This window comes from Streptomyces sp. NPDC050759, from assembly GCF_044456945.1.
Classification (GTDB): domain Bacteria; phylum Actinomycetota; class Actinomycetes; order Streptomycetales; family Streptomycetaceae; genus Streptomyces.
In genome coordinates, this window is sequence record NZ_JBITGI010000023.1 from 23,438 (window position 1) to 44,236 (window position 20,799).

Annotated in this window: 18 protein-coding genes and 2 tRNA genes; 12 read left to right on the forward strand and 8 right to left on the reverse strand. The window is 69.7% G+C overall.

The window, feature by feature from the left end; translation table 11 throughout:
* Positions 1–138: 138 nt before the first annotated feature.
* Both ACIBJB_RS42205 and ACIBJB_RS42210 read left to right on the forward strand, forming a co-directional pair.
* Positions 139–1,086, forward strand: coding sequence for a D-2-hydroxyacid dehydrogenase (locus ACIBJB_RS42205; RefSeq protein ID WP_398939302.1), 948 nt, complete (start codon positions 139–141; stop codon positions 1,084–1,086).
* Between the two features lie 22 nt (positions 1,087–1,108).
* Positions 1,109–2,536, forward strand: coding sequence for an amidase (locus tag ACIBJB_RS42210; RefSeq protein ID WP_398939304.1), 1,428 nt, complete (start codon positions 1,109–1,111; stop codon positions 2,534–2,536).
* Here the strand turns inward: ACIBJB_RS42210 and ACIBJB_RS42215 are convergent.
* Positions 2,523–3,017: a DUF3830 family protein gene (locus ACIBJB_RS42215; RefSeq protein ID WP_398939306.1), complete on the reverse strand. Its 495-nt coding sequence runs from the start codon at positions 3,015–3,017 to the stop codon at positions 2,523–2,525. The genes ACIBJB_RS42210 and ACIBJB_RS42215 overlap by 14 nt on opposite strands.
* A 97-nt stretch (positions 3,018–3,114) precedes the next feature.
* Between ACIBJB_RS42215 and ehuB the strand changes: the two genes are divergently transcribed.
* From ehuB to ACIBJB_RS42245, 6 genes are all read left to right on the forward strand, one after another.
* Positions 3,115–4,020, forward strand: a complete 906-nt coding sequence (gene ehuB / locus ACIBJB_RS42220; RefSeq protein ID WP_398939308.1) for an ectoine/hydroxyectoine ABC transporter substrate-binding protein EhuB — start codon at positions 3,115–3,117, stop codon at positions 4,018–4,020.
* Positions 4,017–4,739 carry an ectoine/hydroxyectoine ABC transporter permease subunit EhuC gene (gene ehuC, locus ACIBJB_RS42225; RefSeq protein ID WP_398939310.1) on the forward strand — a complete coding sequence of 241 codons (723 nt, stop codon included), beginning with the start codon at positions 4,017–4,019 and terminating at the stop codon, positions 4,737–4,739. Before ehuB ends, ehuC begins: the two co-directional genes overlap by 4 nt.
* Positions 4,736–5,386, forward strand: coding sequence for an ectoine/hydroxyectoine ABC transporter permease subunit EhuD (gene ehuD, locus ACIBJB_RS42230; protein WP_057610923.1), 651 nt, complete (start codon positions 4,736–4,738; stop codon positions 5,384–5,386). The genes ehuC and ehuD overlap by 4 nt, the downstream gene beginning before the upstream one ends.
* 10 nt (positions 5,387–5,396) lie before the next feature.
* On the forward strand, positions 5,397–6,173 hold the full coding sequence (gene ehuA, locus ACIBJB_RS42235) for an ectoine/hydroxyectoine ABC transporter ATP-binding protein EhuA (protein ID WP_398939315.1): 777 nt from the start codon (positions 5,397–5,399) through the stop codon (positions 6,171–6,173).
* Between the two features lie 220 nt (positions 6,174–6,393).
* Complete coding sequence (locus ACIBJB_RS42240) at positions 6,394–7,152, forward strand: IclR family transcriptional regulator (RefSeq protein WP_398939317.1); 759 nt, start codon at positions 6,394–6,396, stop codon at positions 7,150–7,152.
* A 187-nt stretch (positions 7,153–7,339) separates the two neighbouring features.
* Positions 7,340–7,416, forward strand: a tRNA-Lys gene (locus ACIBJB_RS42245).
* Between the two features lie 98 nt (positions 7,417–7,514).
* On the opposite strand, the gene ACIBJB_RS42250 is transcribed toward ACIBJB_RS42245, so the two are convergent.
* The 5 genes from ACIBJB_RS42250 to ACIBJB_RS42270 all read right to left on the reverse strand — a co-directional run bounded on the left by ACIBJB_RS42250 (position 7,515) and on the right by ACIBJB_RS42270 (position 13,059).
* Positions 7,515–9,218 (reverse strand): long-chain-fatty-acid--CoA ligase, encoded by a 1,704-nt coding sequence (locus tag ACIBJB_RS42250; protein ID WP_398939319.1) that lies wholly within the window; start codon positions 9,216–9,218, stop codon positions 7,515–7,517.
* A 40-nt stretch (positions 9,219–9,258) separates the two neighbouring features.
* Complete coding sequence (locus tag ACIBJB_RS42255) at positions 9,259–9,693, reverse strand: hypothetical protein (protein WP_398939321.1); 435 nt, start codon at positions 9,691–9,693, stop codon at positions 9,259–9,261.
* Between the two features lie 86 nt (positions 9,694–9,779).
* Positions 9,780–10,385 (reverse strand): lytic polysaccharide monooxygenase, encoded by a 606-nt coding sequence (locus tag ACIBJB_RS42260; protein WP_398939323.1) that lies wholly within the window; start codon positions 10,383–10,385, stop codon positions 9,780–9,782.
* Between the two features lie 96 nt (positions 10,386–10,481).
* Entirely contained in the window at positions 10,482–11,603 is a 1,122-nt protein-coding gene (locus tag ACIBJB_RS42265) for an SPFH domain-containing protein (RefSeq protein WP_398939325.1), read from the reverse strand.
* 121 nt (positions 11,604–11,724) lie between these two features.
* Complete coding sequence (locus ACIBJB_RS42270; RefSeq protein ID WP_398939327.1) at positions 11,725–13,059, reverse strand: peptidoglycan-binding protein; 1,335 nt, start codon at positions 13,057–13,059, stop codon at positions 11,725–11,727.
* Positions 13,060–13,227: 168 nt separating this feature from the next.
* On the opposite strand from ACIBJB_RS42270, the gene ACIBJB_RS42275 reads away from it, so the two are divergent.
* From ACIBJB_RS42275 to ACIBJB_RS42285, 3 genes are all read left to right on the forward strand, one after another.
* Positions 13,228–13,301, forward strand: a tRNA-Lys gene (locus tag ACIBJB_RS42275).
* Between the two features lie 516 nt (positions 13,302–13,817).
* Positions 13,818–15,842, forward strand: a complete 2,025-nt coding sequence (locus ACIBJB_RS42280; protein ID WP_398939329.1) for a glycosyltransferase family 2 protein — start codon at positions 13,818–13,820, stop codon at positions 15,840–15,842.
* A complete protein-coding gene (locus tag ACIBJB_RS42285) occupies positions 15,839–17,776 on the forward strand; it encodes a galactose oxidase-like domain-containing protein (protein ID WP_398939331.1) in 1,938 nt (645 codons plus the stop codon). The genes ACIBJB_RS42280 and ACIBJB_RS42285 overlap by 4 nt, the downstream gene beginning before the upstream one ends.
* A 64-nt stretch (positions 17,777–17,840) precedes the next feature.
* Here ACIBJB_RS42285 and ACIBJB_RS42290 read toward each other — a convergent pair whose 3' ends face one another.
* Positions 17,841–18,881 carry a glycoside hydrolase family 6 protein gene (locus ACIBJB_RS42290; protein ID WP_398939333.1) on the reverse strand — a complete coding sequence of 347 codons (1,041 nt, stop codon included), beginning with the start codon at positions 18,879–18,881 and terminating at the stop codon, positions 17,841–17,843.
* Positions 18,882–19,044: 163 nt separating this feature from the next.
* Here ACIBJB_RS42290 and ACIBJB_RS42295 point away from each other — a divergent pair, with 163 nt between their 5' ends.
* A complete protein-coding gene (locus ACIBJB_RS42295; RefSeq protein WP_398939335.1) occupies positions 19,045–19,824 on the forward strand; it encodes a GAF and ANTAR domain-containing protein in 780 nt (259 codons plus the stop codon).
* 272 nt (positions 19,825–20,096) lie between these two features.
* Here the strand turns inward: ACIBJB_RS42295 and ACIBJB_RS42300 are convergent, their stop codons facing one another.
* On the reverse strand, positions 20,097–20,798 hold the full coding sequence (locus ACIBJB_RS42300) for a class F sortase (RefSeq protein WP_398939337.1): 702 nt from the start codon (positions 20,796–20,798) through the stop codon (positions 20,097–20,099).
* Between the last annotated feature and the right edge of the window lies 1 nt (position 20,799).

Here is a 20,799-nt window from a genome sequence, read left to right on the forward strand (position 1 = left end):
TTGACGAAGGTAGGTTCGGGTGCGAGCGTGGTCAATCCGCCCATGTCACGCTCACGTCACACCGGTGTCACCACCGGCGTTCCCGCCCATGTCAGACGCCTGGCAGCCACCGCGATAATCCGTAGAAACGGTGCCTCGATGTCCGTCCCCACCCTTCTCGTCCTCGACGCCGATCCCCCGCCGCGCCTCGGCAGCCTCACCGGCCGGGCCCGGATCGTGCACGCGGACGCGTCCACGCTCGCCGAGCGGCTGCCGTTCGCCGACGTGCTGCTGGTCTGGGACTTCACCTCGACCGCGGTGCGCGACGCGTGGCCGGGCGAGGGCCCGCGGCCGCGCTGGGTGCACACGGCGAGCGCGGGCGTGGACCACCTGATGTGCCCCGAACTCGCCGCCTCCGACACGGTGGTGACCAACGCCCGCGGTGTCTTCGACCAGCCGATCGCCGAGTACGTCGCCGCGCTGGTCCTGACGATGGCCAAGGACCTGCCCCGCACCCTGGAGCTGCAGCGGGAGGGCGTGTGGCAGCACCGGGAGTCCCAGCGGGTGGCCGGGACCCGTGCCTGTGTGGTCGGTTCCGGGCCCATCGGCCGGGCGATCGTGAGCACCCTCAAGGCGCTCGGCATCACCACCGCCCTCGTCGGCCGCCGTTCCCGCACCGGGATCCACGGCCCCGACGACCTCGACCGGCTGATGGCCCGCGCGGACTGGGTGATCGCGGCCGCCCCGCTCACCGCGGAGACGCACGGCATGTTCGACGCCCGCCGCTTCGGGATGATGCAGCCCTCGGCCCGGTTCATCAACATCGGCCGGGGTCAGCTGGTGGTCGAGGACGCGCTGGTGGAGGCGGTGTCCAAGCGGTGGATCGCCGGGGCCGCCCTCGATGTGTTCGACACCGAACCGCTGCCGCCCGAGAGCCCGTTGTGGCGGGTTCCGGGCCTGATCGTGTCCCCGCACATGAGCGGTGACACGGTCGGCTGGCGCGATGAACTCGGCACGCAGTTCTTGCAGTTGTACGACCGCTGGGAGGCGGGCAGATCACTGCCGAACGTGGTCGACAAGCAACGCGGGTACGTGCCGGGGCACTGAACGTCGAGCGGAGGGGCAGCACATGCAGGACCTCACCGAACTGACCGCCGTACAACTCGTGGAGGGCTACCGCAAGGGCGAGTTCAGCCCCGTGGAGGCGACCCGGGCGGCTCTGGACCGGGCCGAACGGATCCAGCCGGAGGTGAACGCGTTCGTGCGGCTGACCGGCGAGGAGGCCCTGGCGCAGGCCCGCGCCTCGGCCGACCGCTGGCGACGCGGAGAGCCGTCCGGCGCGGTGGACGGCGTCCCGGTCACGGTGAAGGACATCCTGCTGCTGCGCGGCGCCCCGACGCTGAAGGGCTCCAGGACGATCCCGGAGAGCGGCAGCTGGGACGAGGACGCGCCGTCCGTCGCCCGGCTGCGCGAGCAGGGCGCGGTCTTCCTTGGCAAGACCACGACCCCCGAGTTCGGCTGGAAGGGCGTCACGGACTCGCCGCTGTCGGGCGTGACACGCAACCCCTACGACCCGACGCGCACCGCGGGCGGCTCCAGCGGGGGCGCCGCGGCGGCCGTGGCGCTCGGCGCGGGGCCGCTCGCGCTCGGCACGGACGGCGGGGGCAGCGTCCGCATCCCGGCCGCGTTCTGCGGGATCTTCGCCCTCAAGCCGACGTACGGCCGCGTCCCGCTGTACCCGGCGAGCGCCTTCGGCACCCTCGCCCACGTGGGCCCGATGACCCGCGACGCGGCCGACGCGGCGCTGCTCCTCGACGTGATCGGGGTGCCGGACTCCCGTGACTGGTCGGCGCTGGGCCCGGCGGCCGGCCCGTACACGGGGGCCCTGTCGGGCGGGGTGCGCGGGCTGAGGATCGCGTACTCGCCGTCCCTCGGCGGCCAGGTGGCCGTACAGCCCGGGGTCGCCGCGGCGGTACGGCGGGCCGTGGAGCGCCTGGTCGGACTCGGTGCGTACGTAACCGAGACCGATCCCGACTTCGCCGACCCGGTGGACGCCTTCCACACCCTGTGGTTCAGCGGGGCGGCCCGGGTGACCCAGCATCTCGGGCCGCACCAGCGGGAGGTGCTGGACCCGGGGCTCCGGGAGATCTGCGGTCAGGGGGCACGGATGAGCGCGCTCGATTACCTGGCCGCGGTGGACGTCCGGATGGAACTCGGGCGCCGGATGGGCCGCTTCCACGACTCCTACGACCTGTTGGTCACCCCGGCCCTTCCGATCACCGCGTTCGAGGCGGGCACGGAGGTCCCGAAGGGCTCGGGCCACCAACGCTGGACGGGCTGGACGCCCTTCACCTACCCCTTCAACATGACCCAGCAGCCGGCAGCGTCCGTCCCGGTGGGAACCGACGCCGACGGGCTGCCGGTGGGACTCCAGATCGTGGCGGCCCGGCACCGGGACGACCTGGTGCTGCGGGCTGCTCACGCGCTCTACGAGGCGGAAACCGCGGGCATCCGGCCACCCGACCCGGCCCGCGCGAGCAGCGTCACGCCCGGCTGAAGCGGAGGCTCTCGCCGAGGGCGCCCGCGCGCCAGAGGTCGTTGCAGCCCTCGGCCAGGGCGTCCAGTCCGTCCACCACCTGGCCCCAGACGATCCCCGGCACCCAGCCCACGTCGGCGTTCAGGAGCAGGTTGTTGCGTTCGTAGAACAGGGCCAGGTCGACGACGGTCGTGCCGGCGCGGACCTCGCGGTCGTAGCCGTAGGACTTCGTGCCCAGTTCGGTGCCCGCGAAGGAGAAATAGCAGAGATCTCCGGGAATGGGGGTAACTGTCGGATTTTCCAGGGGTGGTTCCGATTCCGCGAAAGGCGAGAAAAGGGCGTAGATCTCATTGCGTGCGTACTTCGCGTGGTAGACGTCACCGGCGAGCGGGAGGGCGTCCCATACGGCCGCGCAGGTGATCGGCGCCCGATCGTCCAGGAGCTTAGCCGTGGCGGTGATTCCCCGCTTGACCAGCGAGACTTCGATGTAGCGGTCAGCCATGCATTCCATGGTCCCCCGCCGGTCAAGAGGGCCTCGGTCAGGAACGGGGCTCAAATCGATCGGCATAAGTCGCATCCGGTCGGGTAGCCGCGCCGCCATGGCTCCACCACTGGAACATGGCGAACACATATCCGGGACCACCCGCCGGTCGCTGCTCGCGGGGGTGGCGGCGCTCGGTGCCCTGGGCGCCGCGGGCTGCTCACGCGTGGCCACCGCCTCGACCACGGGAGGCGGTCAACTGCTCGACCGGCTCAGGGCGGCAGGTGTCGTACGGCTGGGAATCGCGGGTGAGATCCCCTTCGGATACATCGACAAGAACGGTGACCTGACCGGCGAGGCGCCGGAACTCGCGAGGGTCATATTCAAGCGGCTCGGGGTGGACAAGGTGCAGCCCGTGCCCACCGAGTTCGGCTCGCTCATTCCCGGGCTGAATTCTCAGCAGTTCGATGTCGTGGCGGCCGGGATGTACGTCACGCCGGAACGCTGTGAACAGGTGATCTTCGCCGATCCCGACTACCAGATGCTCGATTCCTTCATCGTGCGCAAGGGAAATCCCAAAGGTCTTCACACCTACAAGGACGTCGTCGCGAAGAAGGCGAAGTTCGCCACCGGGACCGGCTACGCGGAGATCGGGTACGCCGTCGAGGCGGGTTACAAGCAGAGCGACATCCTGATCGTGCCGGACCAGGTCGCGGGGTTGAACGCGGTGGAGGCGGGACGCGTCGACGTGTTCGCCGGGACCGCGCTCACCACCCGCGAGGTGGTGAAGAAATCGGCCAAGGCGGAGGCCACCAAGGCCTTCACCCCGACCGTCGGCGGCAAACCGCACGTCGACGGCGGCGCGTTCGCGTTCCGCAGGACCGAGACGAACCTGCGGGACGCCTTCAACGTCGAGCTGCGGAAGCTGAAGAAGAGCGGGGAGCTGTTCCGGGTCCTCAAGCCCTTCGGGTTCACGCAGGCCGAGATGACGGACCTGACCGCGAAGGAGCTCTGCGGCGGATGACCTCCGGACTCTGGGACCTGGTACTCAAGGGCGTCTGGACGACGGTCCAGCTGCTGTTCTTCAGCGCGATCCTCGCCGCCGCCGTGTCCTTCGTGGTCGGCGTCCTGCGCACCCACCGGCTGTGGATCGTCCGCTTCCTCGCGGGCTTCTACACCGAGGTGTTCCGCGGGACCTCGGCGCTGGTGATGATCTTCTGGGTGTTCTTCGTGCTGCCCCCGGCCTTCGGCTGGCAGCTGGTGCCGATGTGGGCGGGCACGCTCGCCCTCGGGCTGACCTACGGGGCCTACGGCTCCGAGATCGTGCGCGGGGCGCTCAAGGCGGTCGACCCGGCGCAGCAGGAGGGCGGGATCGCGCTGAGCTTCACGCCCTGGCAGCGGCTGCGGCTGATCCTGCTGCCGCAGGCGGTGCCGGAGATGATCCCGCCGTTCTCCAACCTGCTGATCGAGCTGCTCAAGGGCACCGCGCTGGTGTCCGTGATGGGCATGGGCGATCTGGCGTTCAGCGGCAACCTGGTGCGGCTCGCGCTCCAGGAGAGCGCCGGGATCTACACGTATCTGCTGCTCATCTACTTCGTGATCGCCTTCCTGCTCACGCGGTTGATGCGCGGCCTCGAGAAGAAGCTCAAGGCGGGGGTCGGCAAGGAGCCCCAACTCGGTCTTGACACCGACGCCGAGCTGAAGCGTGCCCAGACGACGGGCGTAGGAGGTCGTGTCGCATGACATGGGACTGGAGTGCCGTAAGCGACTTCATGCCGCAGTTCTGGGACGGGCTGCTGGTCACCCTGCAGGCCCTCGCGCTCGGCTCGCTGATCTCCTTCGCGCTCGGGCTGGTGTGGGCGCTGCTGATGCGCGCGCCCTCGCGGTTCGTGCGCTGGCCGGTCGGGGTCGTCACGGAGTTCGTGCGCAACACCCCGCTGCTGGTCCAGCTGTTCTTCCTCTTCTACGTGCTGCCCGAGTGGGGCGTGACCCTCTCGGCGCTGGCCACCGGTGTCATCGGGATCGGGCTGCACTACTCGACGTACACCATGCAGGTCTACCGGGCCGGTATCGAGGCGGTGCCGACCGGCCAGTGGGAGGCGGCGACGGCGCTGAACCTGCCGCGGGTGCGGACCTGGCAGGTGGTGATCCTGCCGCAGGCGATCCGCCGGGTCGTGCCGGCCCTCGGCAACTACGTGATCTCGATGCTCAAGGACACACCGATGCTGATGGTCATCACGGTGCTGGAGATGCTCGGCGAGGCGCGGTTGTTCGCCCAGGAGCACTTCCAGTTCACCGAGCCCCTGACCGTGATCGGCGTGGCCTTCATCGTCATCTCCTATCTGGCCTCCCTTCTTCTGCGATCCCTGGAGCGACGTCTTGTCCGCTGACACTCCCCTCATGAAAGAACCCGACGCGAACACCAACCCGCCGGTGGACGGCAGCGAGCTGATCCGCTTCGAGGACGTGACCAAGCGCTTCGGGTCGAACACCGTCCTGGACCGGCTGAACTTCTCCGTGGACTCCGGCAAGCACGTGACGCTGATCGGCCCCTCCGGGTCCGGCAAGACCACGATCCTGCGGATGCTGATGACGCTGACCAAGCCCGACGAGGGCACGGTCACCGTGGGCGGGGAGAAGCTGTTCCCGGCGCCGGAGAAGCAGGTCCGCGAGGTCCGCAAGAAGATCGGGATGGTATTCCAGCAGTTCAACCTGTTCCCGAACATGACGGCCCTCAGGAACATCACCGAGGCCCCCGTCACCGTCCTCGGGATGTCCAAGGACGAGGCGGAGGAGCGCGCCCGCGACCTGCTGAACCTGGTGGGCCTCGCCGACAAGGCCGACGCCCGCCCCAGCCAGCTCTCCGGCGGTCAGCAGCAGCGGGTGGCGATCGCCCGGGCGCTGGCGATGCGGCCGCAGGTACTGCTGCTCGACGAGGTCACCTCGGCGCTCGACCCCGAGCTGGTCGCCGGGGTCCTCGACGTGCTGCGGGACATCGCCCGCACCACCGACATCACGATGCTCTGTGTGACCCACGAGATGAACTTCGCCCGGGACATCTCCGACCAGGTCCTGATGTTCGACTCGGGCCGCATCATCGAGTCGGGCGCGCCGGAGAAGATCTTCAGCGACCCCGAGCAGGACCGCACCCGGGAATTTCTCAGCGCGGTTCTCTGACTGCAAGAGGTGAACAGCGTTCAATCTTCGAGGTCCCGGACCCGGGTCGTTCCTCTGGCATATGCCAGAGTGTCAGCACCCCTGCTGAGAGGCCCGGCCCGGGGACGGAATCTCGTCAACAGCCGCTCACTACAGGCCTTTTGCCGGTTATCGTGGAGGGGATCGCTGTCTGGATTACGGCCCAGTAGTAGTGCGACCGAGCGAGCGCAGGGGGAAAACCGTGGCGCTGAAGCACGAGCCGACCGCGCCGTACCACTCGGCCCAGGACGCACTGCGCGTCCTGGAGACCGTGGCACGGCACACCGCCGGAGTCACCGACGTCGAACTCGCGCGTACCACCGGCCTCGACCCGGAGCGGCTGACCACGCTCCTGAGGATGCTGCGCCGCGAGGGGTACGTCGAGCAGGTCGCCGACGGCGCGTATGTGACGGGAGCCGCCCTGACCAGGCTGAGCTCCGCCCACGACCGTGACGAGGCCCTGCGCGACAAGCTCCAACACACCCTCGACGAACTGCGCGACTCGATCGGCGCGGCCGTCTACATCAGCCGGTACGTCGACGGCGAGGTCACCATCGCCCAGTACGCCGACGGCCCCGCGACCCCGGCGGTCAACGAGTGGGTGGACTTCCGCTCCTCCGCCCACGCCACCGCCCTCGGCAAGAGCCTGCTCAGCCAGCTCGACCACAACGGCCGCCGCGACCACCTCTCCCGGCACCGCATGACCCGGCTCACCTCGCGCACCATCACCAACGACAAGCTGCTGCTCTCCCGCCTGGAGGCCCAGCCGCCGACGGTCCCCCATCTCGACCTCCAGGAGTACGCGGTGGGCACGGTGTGCGCCGCGGTGCCGATCACGGCGGGGTCGTCGGTGGGATGCCTCGCACTGTCCCTGCCGCTCGACCAGGCGCACCGACTCCGCCAGGCGACGGACCGTTTGAACCGGGGGGCGGCACCGGTTCTCCTGTCACTGGCGATCTAGGAGTGGGGCAGGAGGTTGTCGGTCGTCCGCGGGTCGTGGGGGCTGGTCGCGCCCACGCGGCGGAGCCGCACATCGATACAGCCCCGCGCCCCTGAGTGGGTCCAGCTCATGATGGTCAGAAGCACCCCTGCGGACCGGGTAGTATTTTCTCGTCGCCAGCCGCCGAGAGGCGGACGGCGAGAGTCATGCGCCGCTAGCTCAGTTGGTTAGAGCAGCTGACTCTTAATCAGCGGGTCCGGGGTTCGAGTCCCTGGCGGCGCACCAGTGAAGGGCCTCTCGTGGGAGCGAGGGGCCCTTCGGCGTTTCCACGGTGCCGCGAGGACGGCCGGGGGTCTGGGGGTCGCCCCCCAGAAGACGCAGCATCAGCGGGTCCGGGGTTCGAGTCCCTGGCGGCGCACCAGTGAAGGGCCTCTCGTGGGAGCGAGGGGCTCTTCGGCGTTTCCACGGGTCCAGACGGGGTCGGCCGGGGTCTGGGGGTCGTGGGGCCCTTCGGCGTTTTCCAGTCGCCGGTATGTCCGCGTCCCGGGTGGTCGCCACCACACCGGGTCCGCGCACCGCACGCCCTCTTTCCTGAGTCGCGCCCGGTGGATCTTGTTCGTGGCGGTGACCGGCATCCGCTGCACCACCCGCACGAACCGGGGCGCCATCTTCGTCCCGAGATCGGGCTGGGCCTCCAGGAAGTCCACGAAGGCCGCCGGATCGAAGGTCCCCGCGAGGGTCGCCATGACCTGGTCCCCCGTCACCGGATCCGGCACCGCGTACACGGCGACGGCCACCGCCCCCTCGTAGCGCGCGAGGATGTTCTCGATCATCGCGGCGGCCAGGTTCTCGCTGTCGACGCGCAGCCGGTCGTCGGTGCGGCCCGCGAAGTAGAGATAGCCGTCGGCGTCCCGGTAGAAGAGGTCCCCGGTCCAGTACCAGCCACCCCGCAGGCGCTCGGCCTCCGCCTCCGGGTTGCGCCAGTACCCCTCGAAGGGGTTCGGCGCCCGGTTCACCAGCTCGCCTATCGCTTCGTCACCGTTCAGCAGCCGCCCGGCCGTGTCGAATCGTGCGGGGGGACACTCCTGCTCCGTCTCCTGATCGAGTACGACGAGCCCGGGCCCCGCCCGCCCGACCGCGCCCTCCGGCGTGCCGGGCGCCCACTGGATCGCCGCGCCACCCTCGGAGGACCCGTACCCCTCGACCAGCCGCACCCCGAACCGCCGCTCGAACGCCGCCGCGTCCACCGCCCCCGCCTCGGTGCCGAAGCCGAGCCGCAGCGGGTTGTCCCGGTCGTCCTCGCGGGGCTCGGTGGCCAGGACGTACTGGATCGCCCGGCCGACATAGGTGAAGTACGTCGCCCCGTACGCGCGTACGTCTTCCAGGAACCCCGACGCCGAGAACCGCCGCCTCAGCGCCACCCCCGCCCCGCTCGCCAGCGCGGGCGCCCAGTCGGCGATCACCGCGTTGCCGTGGAACATCGGCATGCAGAGATAGTGCACGCCGTCGGGGCCGAGCTGGAACTGGTCGGCCAGCGAGCGCCCGGCGGCGGCGAGGCGGCCCTGGGAGCAGAGCGCGGCCTTGGGGGCGCCGGTCGAGCCGGAGGTGAAGTAAAGGAGCAGCCGGTCGTCGGGCACGGCGCGGGAGGCGTCGGGTTCGGCGCCGGCGTAGGGCGCGAGCAGGGCGTCGTACTCCTCGGTGCCGGTCACCAGCAGGCGGACGCCGGGCAGGTCGAGGCCCCGCAGCAACGGCAGGTGGGACGCCTCGGTGATCAGCAGCCGGCACTCGGTGTGCAGGATGTCGCGGGCCAGTTCGGGGCCCCGGCGGGTGGGGTTGATGCCGGCGACGGCGGCCCGGGCGAGGGCGGCGGCACTCAGCCACAGCGGGTACTCGGGGATGTTGTGGAGCAGCACACCGATGTGGGCCCCGGCCCCCGGCAGCAGGTCGGTGAGTAGTGCCGCCCGGGCGGCGGCACCGGCAGCGACCTCGTGGTGGGTGAGCACCCGCCCCTCGAACCACATCCCGGGCCGGTGGTCCCCCCACCGCCCGGCGACGAGCTCGGCGACCGTACGCCTCCTGGAGTCCATGGGCGCGTACGGTAATTGACGGACCGTCAGATGTGGAGGCCTAGGACATCGCGGCGAAGGCGACCATGAAGAACACGCAGACGAGCACGACCACGCCGACAAGGGCGAGCACCGCGCAGGCAGCGCACCCGTGCCCGCCAGGGCCGGGGCGGGCCGTCGCCACGACGTCCGGGCCGTCGGCGTAGTGGACGGTGACGATGTCGCCCTCGAGTATCGTCCCCGGACCGCCCTCCTCCTCGAAACGGACGACCCGGCCCTCGCGGGTTCTGAACTCGTACACATGGCGCAGTCTCGTATGCACCATGCTGTCGCCGCCGCCATGTGCCATCGCGTACACGCGCAGGCACTCCGCCTCGGCCGTCAGCCCGCTCCGCCAGGCGCTGCCGGCCCGGTGCCAGCGCCGCACCACGACGTACGCGGCCAACAGGACCACGGCCATGATCTGGACGGGAATGATGTAGAAGAAGGCGTCCATGGCAGATCCCCCGAGGTCAGGCACCGATCGCGTGATCGTGTGGGGGAACCTACCCCGGGGGAAGCCTGGACTGTCTCAAGCGACGCTCAAAACGTGACGTCCGAGCAGGCGTAGAACGCGTTCGTCGTGTCGGCGATCGTCCACACCGCGACGATCACATGCCGTCCGCTGAGCCCGGACGGCAGGGTGCCGCTGTGCGAGAGGGTCGAGGGGGGTCGCTGGCCGTTGTAGGGGACGGTCAGGAACGGGGTGAGGTTGAGGTCGGAGCGAGCGAGGTTGTGGTTCTGGTTCCAGCCCGCCTTGGTGACGTAGTACTTGAAGTCGGTCGTGGCGTGCATGGCGGTGAACTGCCAGCGGAACGTATAGCTCTGGCCGCCCGTCACCTTGGTCGCCGGCCAGGCGCTGCCCGACGGTGTTCTCGGCGCGCTGAGCTGGCTGAAGCGGCTCACGCCGCCGTTGCATATCTGACCGTCGGCCGGACCGCCGGCCGGGAAGCCCTTGGGGCCCTCGACGCTCTGCGGCTCCCACTGGATGTCGCCGCAGTTCGTCACGGTGCCGTTCTGGCAGAGCTTCTGCCTGCTGATGGGGAGGTCGGTGTAGCCGTGGCTGCTGGCGCCGCCGGAGGAGAGGACGACGGCCCCGGTGGTGGCGAGGCCCACCACGGCGGCGTACCACTTGGTCTTTCTGCGCATGCTGCCGCTCCTGGAGAACGTGGGGGAAGTTCAGTGAGCTTGCAGGTCTAGACCAAGTCCCAGATTATTACCGTGTGTTGACCGTGTCCATACCAATCACCCGCCCTGTTCTCCACGGCCCGCGCAGAACGCCACCGTCAAGTCCTTGACCAGCGCCTTGCGTTCGTAGTCGTCCATTTCCACCAGGCCCCGCATGGTCAGCCGGGTCACGGTGTCCTCCACCGAGTCCACGACCGAGGTGAGCATCGTGGCCCGGTGCTGGGCGTCCAGCGCGGCGATGCGGCGGCGGTGCATCGCGGCGGCGACCTCGGGGGCGTACTCGACGCGCAGCGGCTGGACCGAGAAGACCTCGACGCCGACGGGCGCGGTCTCCGCGGCCACCAGCCGGGTCAGCGCCTCCCCCGCCGCGTCGACCGAGCCGCGCCCTGAACCCGGTGCCTCCACCGGGACCCGGGCGAGCGCGGACTCGACGCACTCGCGCAGAAACGTCTCGTGGTCGTCGACGCCCAGCGTGGCCCGCGCGGTGTCCCGCACCCGCCACACCACGAGGACGACGACCCGGAGCGCGACCCCGCTCGCGTCGGCGGCCGGCATCGGCTCGCCGCGCCAGTGCCGCAGCCGTACGTCGACACGGCGGCGCAGCAGCAGTGGGTTGACCCACATCAGGCCGGTGCGCCGGACGGTCCCCCGGTAGCGGCCGAACAGCCCGAGCACCCAGGCGCGTCCGGTACGGCCGCGGGCCAGTCCGCCGAACCCGAACAGGCCGAGGGCGCCGGCTCCGGCGTACGCCGCCCACTGCGCGGGGCCGAGGCCCGCGCCCGCGAACTCCGGGACCCTGAGCGCCTTCAGGGCGAGCGGCGGCAGCAGCCCCGCCCACCACGAGGTGACCGCGCACCCGGCCAGTCCGCAGGCGCCGGCGAGGACGCCCGCCGAGCCCGGCAGGACGCGCGCGGGGCGCTCGGCCAGCTCGGGGTCGACGTCGGGGGCGGGGCGCGGGGTGACCTGGCCGGTTCTGCGCAGGCGGGGCTGCTCCCCGGTGCCCTGCCGGCGTGCCACCACGGCGGGCGTCAGCGGGACCGACACCGGGTCCGGGTCGTCGCGGAAGAGCAGATGGACGGGGATCTCGGTGGTCGCCTCGTTCTGGATGAGCCGGGCGGGCCGTGCCGGCCCCTCGGACTCGGGGGTGTGTTCGGGGGTGTGTGAAGTGGTCGTGCTCATGAGTGCCTCCAGCCTCCGCGCCAGATGCGTCACAACAGGTGATGACGGGCCAGGTGATGACGAGCCGGGTGATGAAGAGATGGCGCGCCGCGTGATGGCGAGATGACGACGCGCCGGGTGACTAAGAGAAGAGCCGCCGCCAGGTCTCGGGCCCCGGGTAGCCGTCCGCCGCGCCGCCCCGCCAGCCCTGGGCGCGCTGGAAGGCCTCGACGCCCCGCCGGTCCGGTTCGCCCCAGCGCGGCCCCGGCCCGGTCGTGTAGTACTTGCCGAACCCTTTCTTCACCAGCTGTCTGCCGAGCTGGGTGACGTACGTGTTGGTCGCGCCGGGGCGGAACATCGCGCGCCCCGGGTAGCCGGGGACCCCGTGGGAGGAGGGTGCGGGCGGACTCGCCGCCCCCGTCCCACCGCCCTCCCCGATGTCCTTGCCGCCGCCCGTCACCAGCAGCGTCCAGGTCCGCGCCCCGGGCAGCCCGCCCGCGTCCTTGCCCCGCCACCCCTGCGCCTGCTGGAACGCCTGGGTGGCCCTGCGGTCCGCGTCCGTCCAGCGGGGGCCGGGGCCCGAGGTGTAGTGGCGCCCGGCGCCGCGTGCGACGAGCATCCGGCCGAGCTGGGTGACGTACTTGTTGTGGGCCCCGGGCCCGAAGTAGGCACTCCCCGGGTAGGGCGTCGCGGCCGGTGAGCCCGGCTTGGCGTTGTCCGGCCCGGCGGGGTCCGTCCCGGTGCCCGCGGTGCCGGCCGCGAGGCCCTTGTACCGGTAGGGGACGTACCGGTCCGAGTTGCTCCAGTAGGCGTAGGGGGTGGCCTGCTCGCGGGCGTGCGGGCGGGTCTCCTCGTAGGCGACGTAGTTGGTGCGCGTGTAGTCCGTCCAGCCGCCGAAGATGACGACGTGGGAGCCCTGCTCGGGGTCGTCCGGGTTGTGGAAGAGCAGGATGTCGCCGGGCTGCAGGTCGTCCTTGGCGATCCTGATCCCGTACCGGCCGAGGCTGCCGGTCCACTCGTTGGCCGGCAGGTTCCAGGCCATGGACACGAAGCCCGAGCAGTCCTGCCGGTAGCCGTCGCTCCAGTACTCGGACATGCTGTACGGCACCTTGGCGGCGACCCACTGCTTGGCCCGCCTGATGATGTCGGCGCGGGTGGTGGTCGTCGCCTTGACGACCACCGGTCTGCCGCCGGGGCCGTGCAGCGGGGCCTTGCGGCCCTGCGGGGTGTCGGGCTCGTCACCCGCGGAAACGCCGGGAGCGCCGGGTCGGGCGGGGGCTTGGGGGGCGGCGAGGGCCGGGGCCGCGTGGACCGTGCCGAAGGCGGTGGAGGCCGCCGCGGCGGCGGCCATGATCACGACTCGGGTGGCCGCCGGGTGACCTCCGGTCGATCGTGGGAGCACGCGACGCCAGTGGACGCATCCGGGGCAGTCGCAGTCGCTCGCGGGATCGACTTCCTCGAATACCGGAGTCTCCATGCGACGTCCCTCACCCTCCAGGTAGAAATGTCCGCAACTATGCACATTCGTCAGTTTCTCAACTGTCGCCCGGACGCGCATGCTGACGGTCCGAATGATGTACGGCGCCCCCCAGGAGCGCGTCCCGGAGCACCCTCCGGCATCCGGTAGAGTCGTGCAGGTCAGCGCGCGCCGCTAGCTCAGTTGGTTAGAGCAGCTGACTCTTAATCAGCGGGTCCGGGGTTCGAGTCCCTGGCGGCGCACAGACGACTGAAGGCCTCCCGCGACAGTGGGGGGCCTTCAGTCGTCACGGCACTGTAAGGCGGCCGGGGGTCCGGGGGTTGCCCCCGGGAAGACACAGCATCAGCGGGTCCGGGGTTCGAGTCCCTGGCGGCGCACAGACACGCAAGGCCCCTCGCTCAGGCGGGGGGTCTTCTTGCATGACAGGGGCCACATTGAACGCGTATGACCGGTAAACACCGCGTTTCGCATCTTGCGATCATGATGAGCACCGTAGAACCCTGGTTTTTCAAGATGCTGCGCATACGCGGCAGTTGGGGGGCAAGGATCCGGTTGCCGGAGTTGCGGGGAAAGGGGCCCCGCTTCGGAAGATGCCGAGGGGGGCGTCTGCAACCGGAAGGCCGTTGTTACCTGTCTAATGCTGTGAAGATTGTGGTGACTGCGGCCCACCACTGATACGCCTGTGAAGGTCGAGGGGGACCAGAGCAGTCGTAAGGAACCGACGACACGCGGCTCGTCCGCGTGTGGGGGGATGACTCATGACGTCGACGCCGACGGGCGCCCGGCAGAACTTCGACCCGTCCGACACCACTCAGCTCAGGCTGCCTTCGCATCGGACCGGCACCCTGCGCCGGATAAAGAAGACGCTTCCGAAATACGACTACGAGCACTACAGCAGACTGGCCGGTCCCCTCACGCAGCCCGACCCGGGCCAGCCCTACAAGGTGCAGTACCGCTCGCTGATCTCGCAGGAACCGCACCGCATCCGCGTCGCCCTGATGCTCGCCGCGGCGCCGCTGCTCTCGCTGGTCCTGCTGGCCTGGCTGCTGCAGCCCGAGCACTGGACCGAGCGGGACTACCCGGCCTTCTCGTGGCTGCCGGCGCTGGACATCGTCATGCTGGTCTCGATCGGCCTGATCGAGTTCTTCCGCTGCATGAACGTCCTGTCCAACGCGCACGCCACCCTGGTCGCCCGCGACCCGATCCCGGTGGTTCCCGAGACCGGCACCAGAGTCGCCTTCCTCACCTCCTTCGTGCCCGGCAAGGAGCCGCTGGAGATGGTGACGAAGACCCTGGAAGCCGCGGTGCGGATCCGCCACCGCGGCCTCATGCATGTCTGGCTCCTGGACGAGGGCGACGACCCGGCGGTCAAGGAGGTGTGCGCCCGGCTCGGCGTGCACCACTTCTCCCGCAAGGGCGTCGAGAAGTGGAACCGGCCCAAGGGCCCGCACCGCGCCAAGACCAAGCACGGCAACTACAACGCCTGGCTGGACGCGCACGGCGACGAGTACGACTACTTCGCCTCCGTGGACACCGACCACGTGCCGCTGCCCAACTACCTGGAGCGGATGCTCGGCTACTTCCGCGACCCGGACATCGGCTTCGTGATCGGCCCGCAGGTCTACGGCAACTACGACAACTTCGTCACCAAGGCCGCCGAGTCCCAGCAGTTCCTCTTCCACGCGCTGATCCAGCGCGCCGGCAACAAGTACGGCGCCCCGATGTTCGTGGGCACCTCCAACGCCGTACGGATCAAGGCGCTGAAGCAGATCGGCGGGCTGTACGACTCGATCACCGAGGACATGGCCACCGGCTTCGAGATCCACCGCGCCAAGAACCCGGCGACCGGGAGGAAGTGGCGCTCGGTCTACACCCCCGACGTGCTCGCGGTCGGTGAGGGCCCCAGCGCCTGGACCGACTTCTTCACCCAGCAGATGCGCTGGTCGCGCGGGACGTACGAGACGATCCTCAAGCAGTACTGGAAGGGCTGGTACTCGCTGCCGCCGAGCAAGCTCTTCAACTACACGATGATGATCATCTTCTACCCGATGTCCGCCCTCAACTGGATCCTCGCGGCCCTGAGCTGCGCGCTGTTCCTGGGCCTGGGCGCCTCGGGTGTGAACATCGACCCGACCGTGTGGCTGATGCTCTACGGCAACGCCTCCGCGCTCCAGATCGGCCTGTACATCTGGAACCGCCGCCACAACGTCTCCCCGCACGAGCCGGAGGGCTCCGGCGGGGTCGCGGGCATGGTGATGTCGGCGCTGTCCGCCCCGCTGTACGCGAAGGCGCTGGTCGACTCGCTGCTGCGGCGCAAGAGCAAGTTCGTGGTGACGCCCAAGGGCGACTCGGCCAGCCCCGACCGGTGGTTCGCGACCTTCCGCTACCACTGGTACTTCATCCTGATCTTCGGTGGCTCGATCGGTGCCGGTCTCGCCCTCGGGCACTCGCACCCCGCGATGATCACCTGGGCGACCTTCGCCATGCTGATCACCGCGACACCGATCTTCACCTGGCGGCACATGCTGCGACAGGCGAAGAAGAAGCCCGCCGCGGCCGCCGAGGAGCCCCAGGGGCCGGTGATCCCGGCTCAGATTCCGGCGCAGTACCAGCCGCAGCCGCTGCCCGCCCAGCAGGCCCCGACCTCGCACGCCCCGGCCCCGCACGCCCCGGCCCACAAGCCGACCTGGGCCGCCGCCTCGAACCCGGGCACCGCAGACGACGGGGGCAACGACCAGACCATGCAGATCGCCCTTGGTGGACTTGGGGGACGTAAGGAATGAACGACCGTGCAGGCCGCCGCCGCGCCCGTCGGCTCGCGATCGGTACGGCGGTGGTGCTCGCGCTGGCCGGGATGAACGGGCCGTGGCTGTACCGCTTCGGGACCGAGAAATACCACCAGTACCAGATCAACAGACCGGAGTACAAAGCCGAGAACGGCAAGTGGGAGATCGTCGATTTCCCCGAGAAGTACCGGCAGAACACCATCCACGCGGCGCTGCTGCGCACCGGGAAGGTGCTGCTGGTGGCCGGCTCGGGTAACAACCAGGACAACTTCGACGCGAAGAAGTTCGACACCCGGATCTGGGACCCGGTCAAGGGCACGATCAAGAAGGTGCCGACGCCCAAGGACCTGTTCTGCACCGGTCACACGCAGCTCGCGAACGGCAATCTGCTGATCGCCGGTGGCACCAAGCGGTACGAGAAGCTCAAGGGTGACGTCACCAAGGCCGGCGGCCTGATGATCGTCCACAACGAGAATCCGGACCAGCCGATCACCCTGCCGGCGGGCACCAAGTTCACCGGCAAGGAGAACGGCAAGACGTTCGTGTCGAGGGACCCGGTCGTCGTCGAGCGGGCCACGAAGGTCTTCGACAAGAAGACCGGGAAGTTCCTGCGCAACACCCCCGGTCTCGGGCGTATCTACGTCGAGGCGCAGAAGAGCGGCGCCAAGTACGAGACGGGTACCCAGGACAACTACCGGATCCAGGGCCTGACCGGCACCGAGGCCCGTAACACCTACGGCATCGCGCAGAAGCTCGCGCTCGACAAGAAGGACTTCCAGGGGATCCGGGACGCCTTCGAGTTCGACCCGGTCGCCGAGAAGTACATCAAGGTCGACCCCATGAAGGAGGCCCGCTGGTATCCGACGCTCACCACCCTGAGCGACGGGAAGATCCTCAGTGTCTCCGGGCTCGACGACATCGGGCAGCTGGTGCCGGGCAAGAACGAGGTCTTCGACCCGAAGACCAAGAAGTGGACGTATCTGCCGAAGGTCCGTCAGTTCCCGACGTACCCGGCGCTGTTCCTCCTGCAGAACGGCAAGGTCTTCTACTCGGGGTCGAACGCGGGGTACGGGCCGGACAACGTGGGCCGGGTGCCGGGCATCTGGGACGTGGACACCAACAAGTTCACGAAGATCCCGGGGCTCAGCGATGCGGGCGAGATGGAGACCTCCGGGACCGTGCTGCTGCCGCCGGCGCAGGACGAGAAGTTCATGGTGATCGGCGGCGGCGGGGTCGGCGAGTCGAAGCTGTCCAGCAACAGGACGCGGATCGTGGACATGAAGGCGGACAGCCCGAAGTTCGTGGACGGGCCGACGCTGGAGAAGGGGACGCGGTATCCGCAGGCGTCGATCCTTCCCGACGACAGCGTGCTGGTGTCCGGGGGATCGGAGGACTATCGCGGGCGCGGTGACTCCAACATCCTTCAGGCCCGGCTGTACCACCCCGACACGAACACGTTCGATTCGGTGGCCGATCCGTTGGTGGGGCGCAACTACCACTCCGGGTCGCTGCTGTTGCCGGACGGGCGGGTGATGTTCTTCGGGTCGGACTCGCTGTACGGGGACAAGGCGAACACGAAGCCGGGTGTCTTCGAGCAGCGGATCGAGATCTATACGCCGCCGTATCTGTACCGGGATTCCCGGCCGTCCTTGTCCGGGGGGCCGCAGACCATTGCTCGGGGTGGCTCCGGGACGTTCACCTCTCCGCAGGCTTCTGTGATCAAGAAGGTGCGGTTGATTCGGCCCAGTGCGTCTACTCATGTGACCGATGTGGATCAGCGGTCCATCGAGCTGAAGTACACGGTGTCCGGGGACAAGGTGAAGGTGACGGTGCCGGAGAACAAGAATCTGGTGCAGTCGGGGTGGTACATGCTGTTTGTCGATGACGATCAGGGGACGCCGTCGAAGGCACAGTGGGTTCGAGTGCCGTAGCGCTCCCGCGGGTCGCCTTTCGGGTGCGGGAGCGCTGTGGCTGGTCGCGCAGTTCCCCGCGCCCCTAGGGAGTCGAAGCCTCTGCCAGCTTCAAGGCGTAGGTCGGCCACCACTGGCCGGCCTTCGGCCCTCCCTTGCACTCGCCGTCCGATTCCCCCGGGCGCTTGACCCACAGGTAGGCGTCCACCAGCGGGTCCGCCGTCTCTATGGTCGGCGTCTCCCCCAGCGCCCGGCCCGGTGGGTTGCACCAGCGTTCGTTCTCTTCGCCCTCCTTGTACGGGCCGTTGCCGTTCCGGCTGGTGTCGATGACGAAGTGTTTGTTGCCGACCTTGGTGGAGAGCTGCTTGCCGTAGGTGATGGAGTCCTGGGTGGAGTAGAAGTTGGAGACGTTCACCGAGAAGCCGTCGGCCTTGGCGAGGCCGGCCCACTTCAGGGGCTCGAAGATCTGGTCGGGGTGGCCCCAGCCCGCGTTGCCCGCGTCCAGGTAGACCTTCGTGTTCTTCAGGGACTTGAGCTTCTCGATGGCGCCGGTGAGCAGGTCGTAGCGCTCCTCGTGGAACTCGTCCTTGGTGCAGCCGTCGACCAGGTGCAGAACCGCGTCCGGTTCGAGGATCACCGTCGCCGAGCGGTCACCGATGCCCGCCGCCACACCGTCGATCCAGGTCCGGTAGGCGTTGCCGTCGGCGGCACCGCCCTGGGAGTACTGGCCGCAGTCGCGGTGCGGGATGTTGTAGAGGACCAGAAGGGCCGTACGGCCGGCCTTGTCCGCAGCCTCGGTGAAGCCGCGTGCCTCCTGCTCCGGGCTCTCCGGGCTGATCCACTCGCCGGTCGGCTGCTGGGCGATCTTGCGGATCTGTTCGGCCTCGTCGTCCTTGCCGCTCTTCACATACGCCGCGACCTGCTTGGCCGCGTTGCCGTCCGGGTTGACCCAGAACGGGTCGGCCTCCTTGGGCTGCTGGGTGATCTCGGCACCGGCCTTGTCGCCTTCGCCCTCCTGGTTTCCGTCTCCCGAGGACGAACACGCGGCGAGCAGCAGTGCCGCCCCCAGCACCGCCGCGGAAACCCGTGCGCGGGTCGCCCTCCTGGCCCCCCTGCTGACGTACATCCAATTCCCCCCTGGGTGCACCGTGGAAAGTCTCAATCGTGACACACCGGTCGCGCCGCCCACGAGGTCGCCGGAGCCTTGTCCACGAGCCGTTACACCCCCGAAGGTCGGGGTAGGTGCGCGCCGTACGGGGGCGCTCGTCGATGAAGGGGAGTGCTCAGCGATGCGGTACGCCACCAGGGAGATCCGGCTGGCCACGGCACTGGTGGAAGCGGCGGACACCCTCGTCGAGGGCTTCGAGGCCACCCGGTACTTACAACGGGTCTCCGACCACTGCGTGGACCTGCTCAACGCCCGCGCGGCCGGAGTGATGCTCATCGACGCGGGCCGGTCGGTGTCGCTGGCCGCCAGCAGCCGGCACGAACAGGTGGCGCTGGACCTGCTGGAGGCGCAGCACGGCGGCGGCCCCTGTCTGGACAGCTACGGCTCGGGAGAGCCCGTACCGCCGGTCTCCATACGCATCGCCCACGCGGACGCCCGCTGGCCCGACTTCACCGAACGGGCCCTCAGCCACGACATCGTGACAACGTTCGCAGTCCCGCTGCGCCGCCGCGAGAGTTTGCTGGGCGCCCTCAACGTGTTCGTGCCCACGCTGCCCGACACCACTGCGGCCGACGACGTCACCTCCGAGCTCCATGTCGCCCAGGTCCTCGCCGACGCCGCCGCCCTCGGCCTGCAGAACCGCAGCACCTACGCCCAGTACCGCGCCCTGTCCGGGCAGTTGCAGGAAGCCCTCTCGAGCAGGGTCCGCATCGAGCAGGCCAAGGGGAGGCTCGCCGAGCGCTGGAGTGTCCACGCCGACCAGGCGTTCATGGCGCTGCGGCAGTACGCGCGACGACACCGGCTGCCCCTGGACCAGGTGGCGAGCGCGGTCATCGAGGGCGTCGAGGACGACGCCGAGCTGCGCCGGGAGAGCGACGCGAGCGCCGACGGACCCGCGTAGCGCCCGCTACCACCAGGTCGTATGACGGAGAGCCACGAGCACGGGACTTGGCGTCCATCAGCCTCTAGGCCCGGGCGCTCATCCGTTCTAGAGTCTCCTCATACGGACACGGCCCCAGCCCCTGGCCGCAGTCAGCACCCACCGTGCCTCCAGGCCTCCCGCGCCGTCGCCGGGTTACTCCCGCAGCCCGAGCGTGCGTGGTCGAGGACCAGCCCGGTCGGCGACTTCGGGGGGAGCGGGTCGCCGACCGGGCCAGGTGATGCCTGCCGGTCCTACAGGCCCGTGCCCGTCAGATACGCCGAGACGATCACGTTCGCCGAGTAGCTGCGGGTCGCCCGGTCGAAGGTGCCGCCGCAGGTGATCAGGCGCAGTTCGGCGCGGCCCGACTCGCGGGGGCCGTAGGCCTGGTGGGCGTCGAAGCTCTCGCGGGTGAGGGTCCGTACGTCGTCGACGGTGAACTCGGCGACCCTGCCGTCGTCGCGGATCACCCGGACCGTCTCGCCCGGCTTCAGGGAGCTGATCCGGTAGAACACCGCGGGCCGGGTCTCGGTGTCGACGTGTCCCACCATCAGCGCGGTCCCGGCGGCCCCCGGTTGCGCGCCGGCCGCGTACCAGCCGACGACTCCGGGCTGGTCGAAGGGCGGCGGGTCGAGGGCGCCCCGCGCGTCCAGGCCTCGGGCCACCACGGGCGCCTGCACCCCGAGGTCCGGGATGTCGAGGCGCTGCGGTCGCGCTCCCGTCAAGGGCCGCGCGGCGGGCGGCAGTTCGACGGCCTCGGGCGGGCGCCCGACCGCGGCCACGTCACCGGTGGTCGGCGCGGACAGGACGTGCCGTACGTCGGTCACCTCGCGGCCCCACAGCCACAGCCCGAGCAGCAGCACCGCCCAGGTCACGCCGGCCAGCAGCCGTCCGGTCCCGGAGACGTGTGCGCGGTGGGCGGGACCGCCTTCCTGGTCGGGGAAACGGTCGGACATC

Bases quoted from the DNA above. Each gene is read 5' to 3' on its own strand.
- ACIBJB_RS42295 (WP_398939335.1), top strand. From the start codon at position 19,045: ATGCGGTACGCCACCAGGGAGATCCGGCTGGCCACGGCACTGGTGGAA.
- ehuD (WP_057610923.1), top strand. From the start codon at position 4,736: ATGACATGGGACTGGAGTGCCGTAAGCGACTTCATGCCGCAGTTCTGG.
- ACIBJB_RS42280 (WP_398939329.1), top strand. From the start codon at position 13,818: ATGACGTCGACGCCGACGGGCGCCCGGCAGAACTTCGACCCGTCCGAC.
- ACIBJB_RS42300 (WP_398939337.1), bottom strand. From the start codon at position 20,798: ATGTCCGACCGTTTCCCCGACCAGGAAGGCGGTCCCGCCCACCGCGCA.
- ACIBJB_RS42215 (WP_398939306.1), bottom strand. From the start codon at position 3,017: ATGGCTGACCGCTACATCGAAGTCTCGCTGGTCAAGCGGGGAATCACC.
- ehuB (WP_398939308.1), top strand. From the start codon at position 3,115: ATGGCTCCACCACTGGAACATGGCGAACACATATCCGGGACCACCCGC.
- ACIBJB_RS42260 (WP_398939323.1), bottom strand. From the start codon at position 10,385: ATGCGCAGAAAGACCAAGTGGTACGCCGCCGTGGTGGGCCTCGCCACC.
- ehuA (WP_398939315.1), top strand. From the start codon at position 5,397: ATGAAAGAACCCGACGCGAACACCAACCCGCCGGTGGACGGCAGCGAG.
- ACIBJB_RS42270 (WP_398939327.1), bottom strand. From the start codon at position 13,059: ATGGAGACTCCGGTATTCGAGGAAGTCGATCCCGCGAGCGACTGCGAC.
- ACIBJB_RS42250 (WP_398939319.1), bottom strand. From the start codon at position 9,218: ATGGACTCCAGGAGGCGTACGGTCGCCGAGCTCGTCGCCGGGCGGTGG.
- ACIBJB_RS42210 (WP_398939304.1), top strand. From the start codon at position 1,109: ATGCAGGACCTCACCGAACTGACCGCCGTACAACTCGTGGAGGGCTAC.
- ehuC (WP_398939310.1), top strand. From the start codon at position 4,017: ATGACCTCCGGACTCTGGGACCTGGTACTCAAGGGCGTCTGGACGACG.
- ACIBJB_RS42290 (WP_398939333.1), bottom strand. From the start codon at position 18,881: ATGTACGTCAGCAGGGGGGCCAGGAGGGCGACCCGCGCACGGGTTTCC.
- ACIBJB_RS42285 (WP_398939331.1), top strand. From the start codon at position 15,839: ATGAACGACCGTGCAGGCCGCCGCCGCGCCCGTCGGCTCGCGATCGGT.
- ACIBJB_RS42255 (WP_398939321.1), bottom strand. From the start codon at position 9,693: ATGGACGCCTTCTTCTACATCATTCCCGTCCAGATCATGGCCGTGGTC.
- ACIBJB_RS42205 (WP_398939302.1), top strand. From the start codon at position 139: ATGTCCGTCCCCACCCTTCTCGTCCTCGACGCCGATCCCCCGCCGCGC.
- ACIBJB_RS42265 (WP_398939325.1), bottom strand. From the start codon at position 11,603: ATGAGCACGACCACTTCACACACCCCCGAACACACCCCCGAGTCCGAG.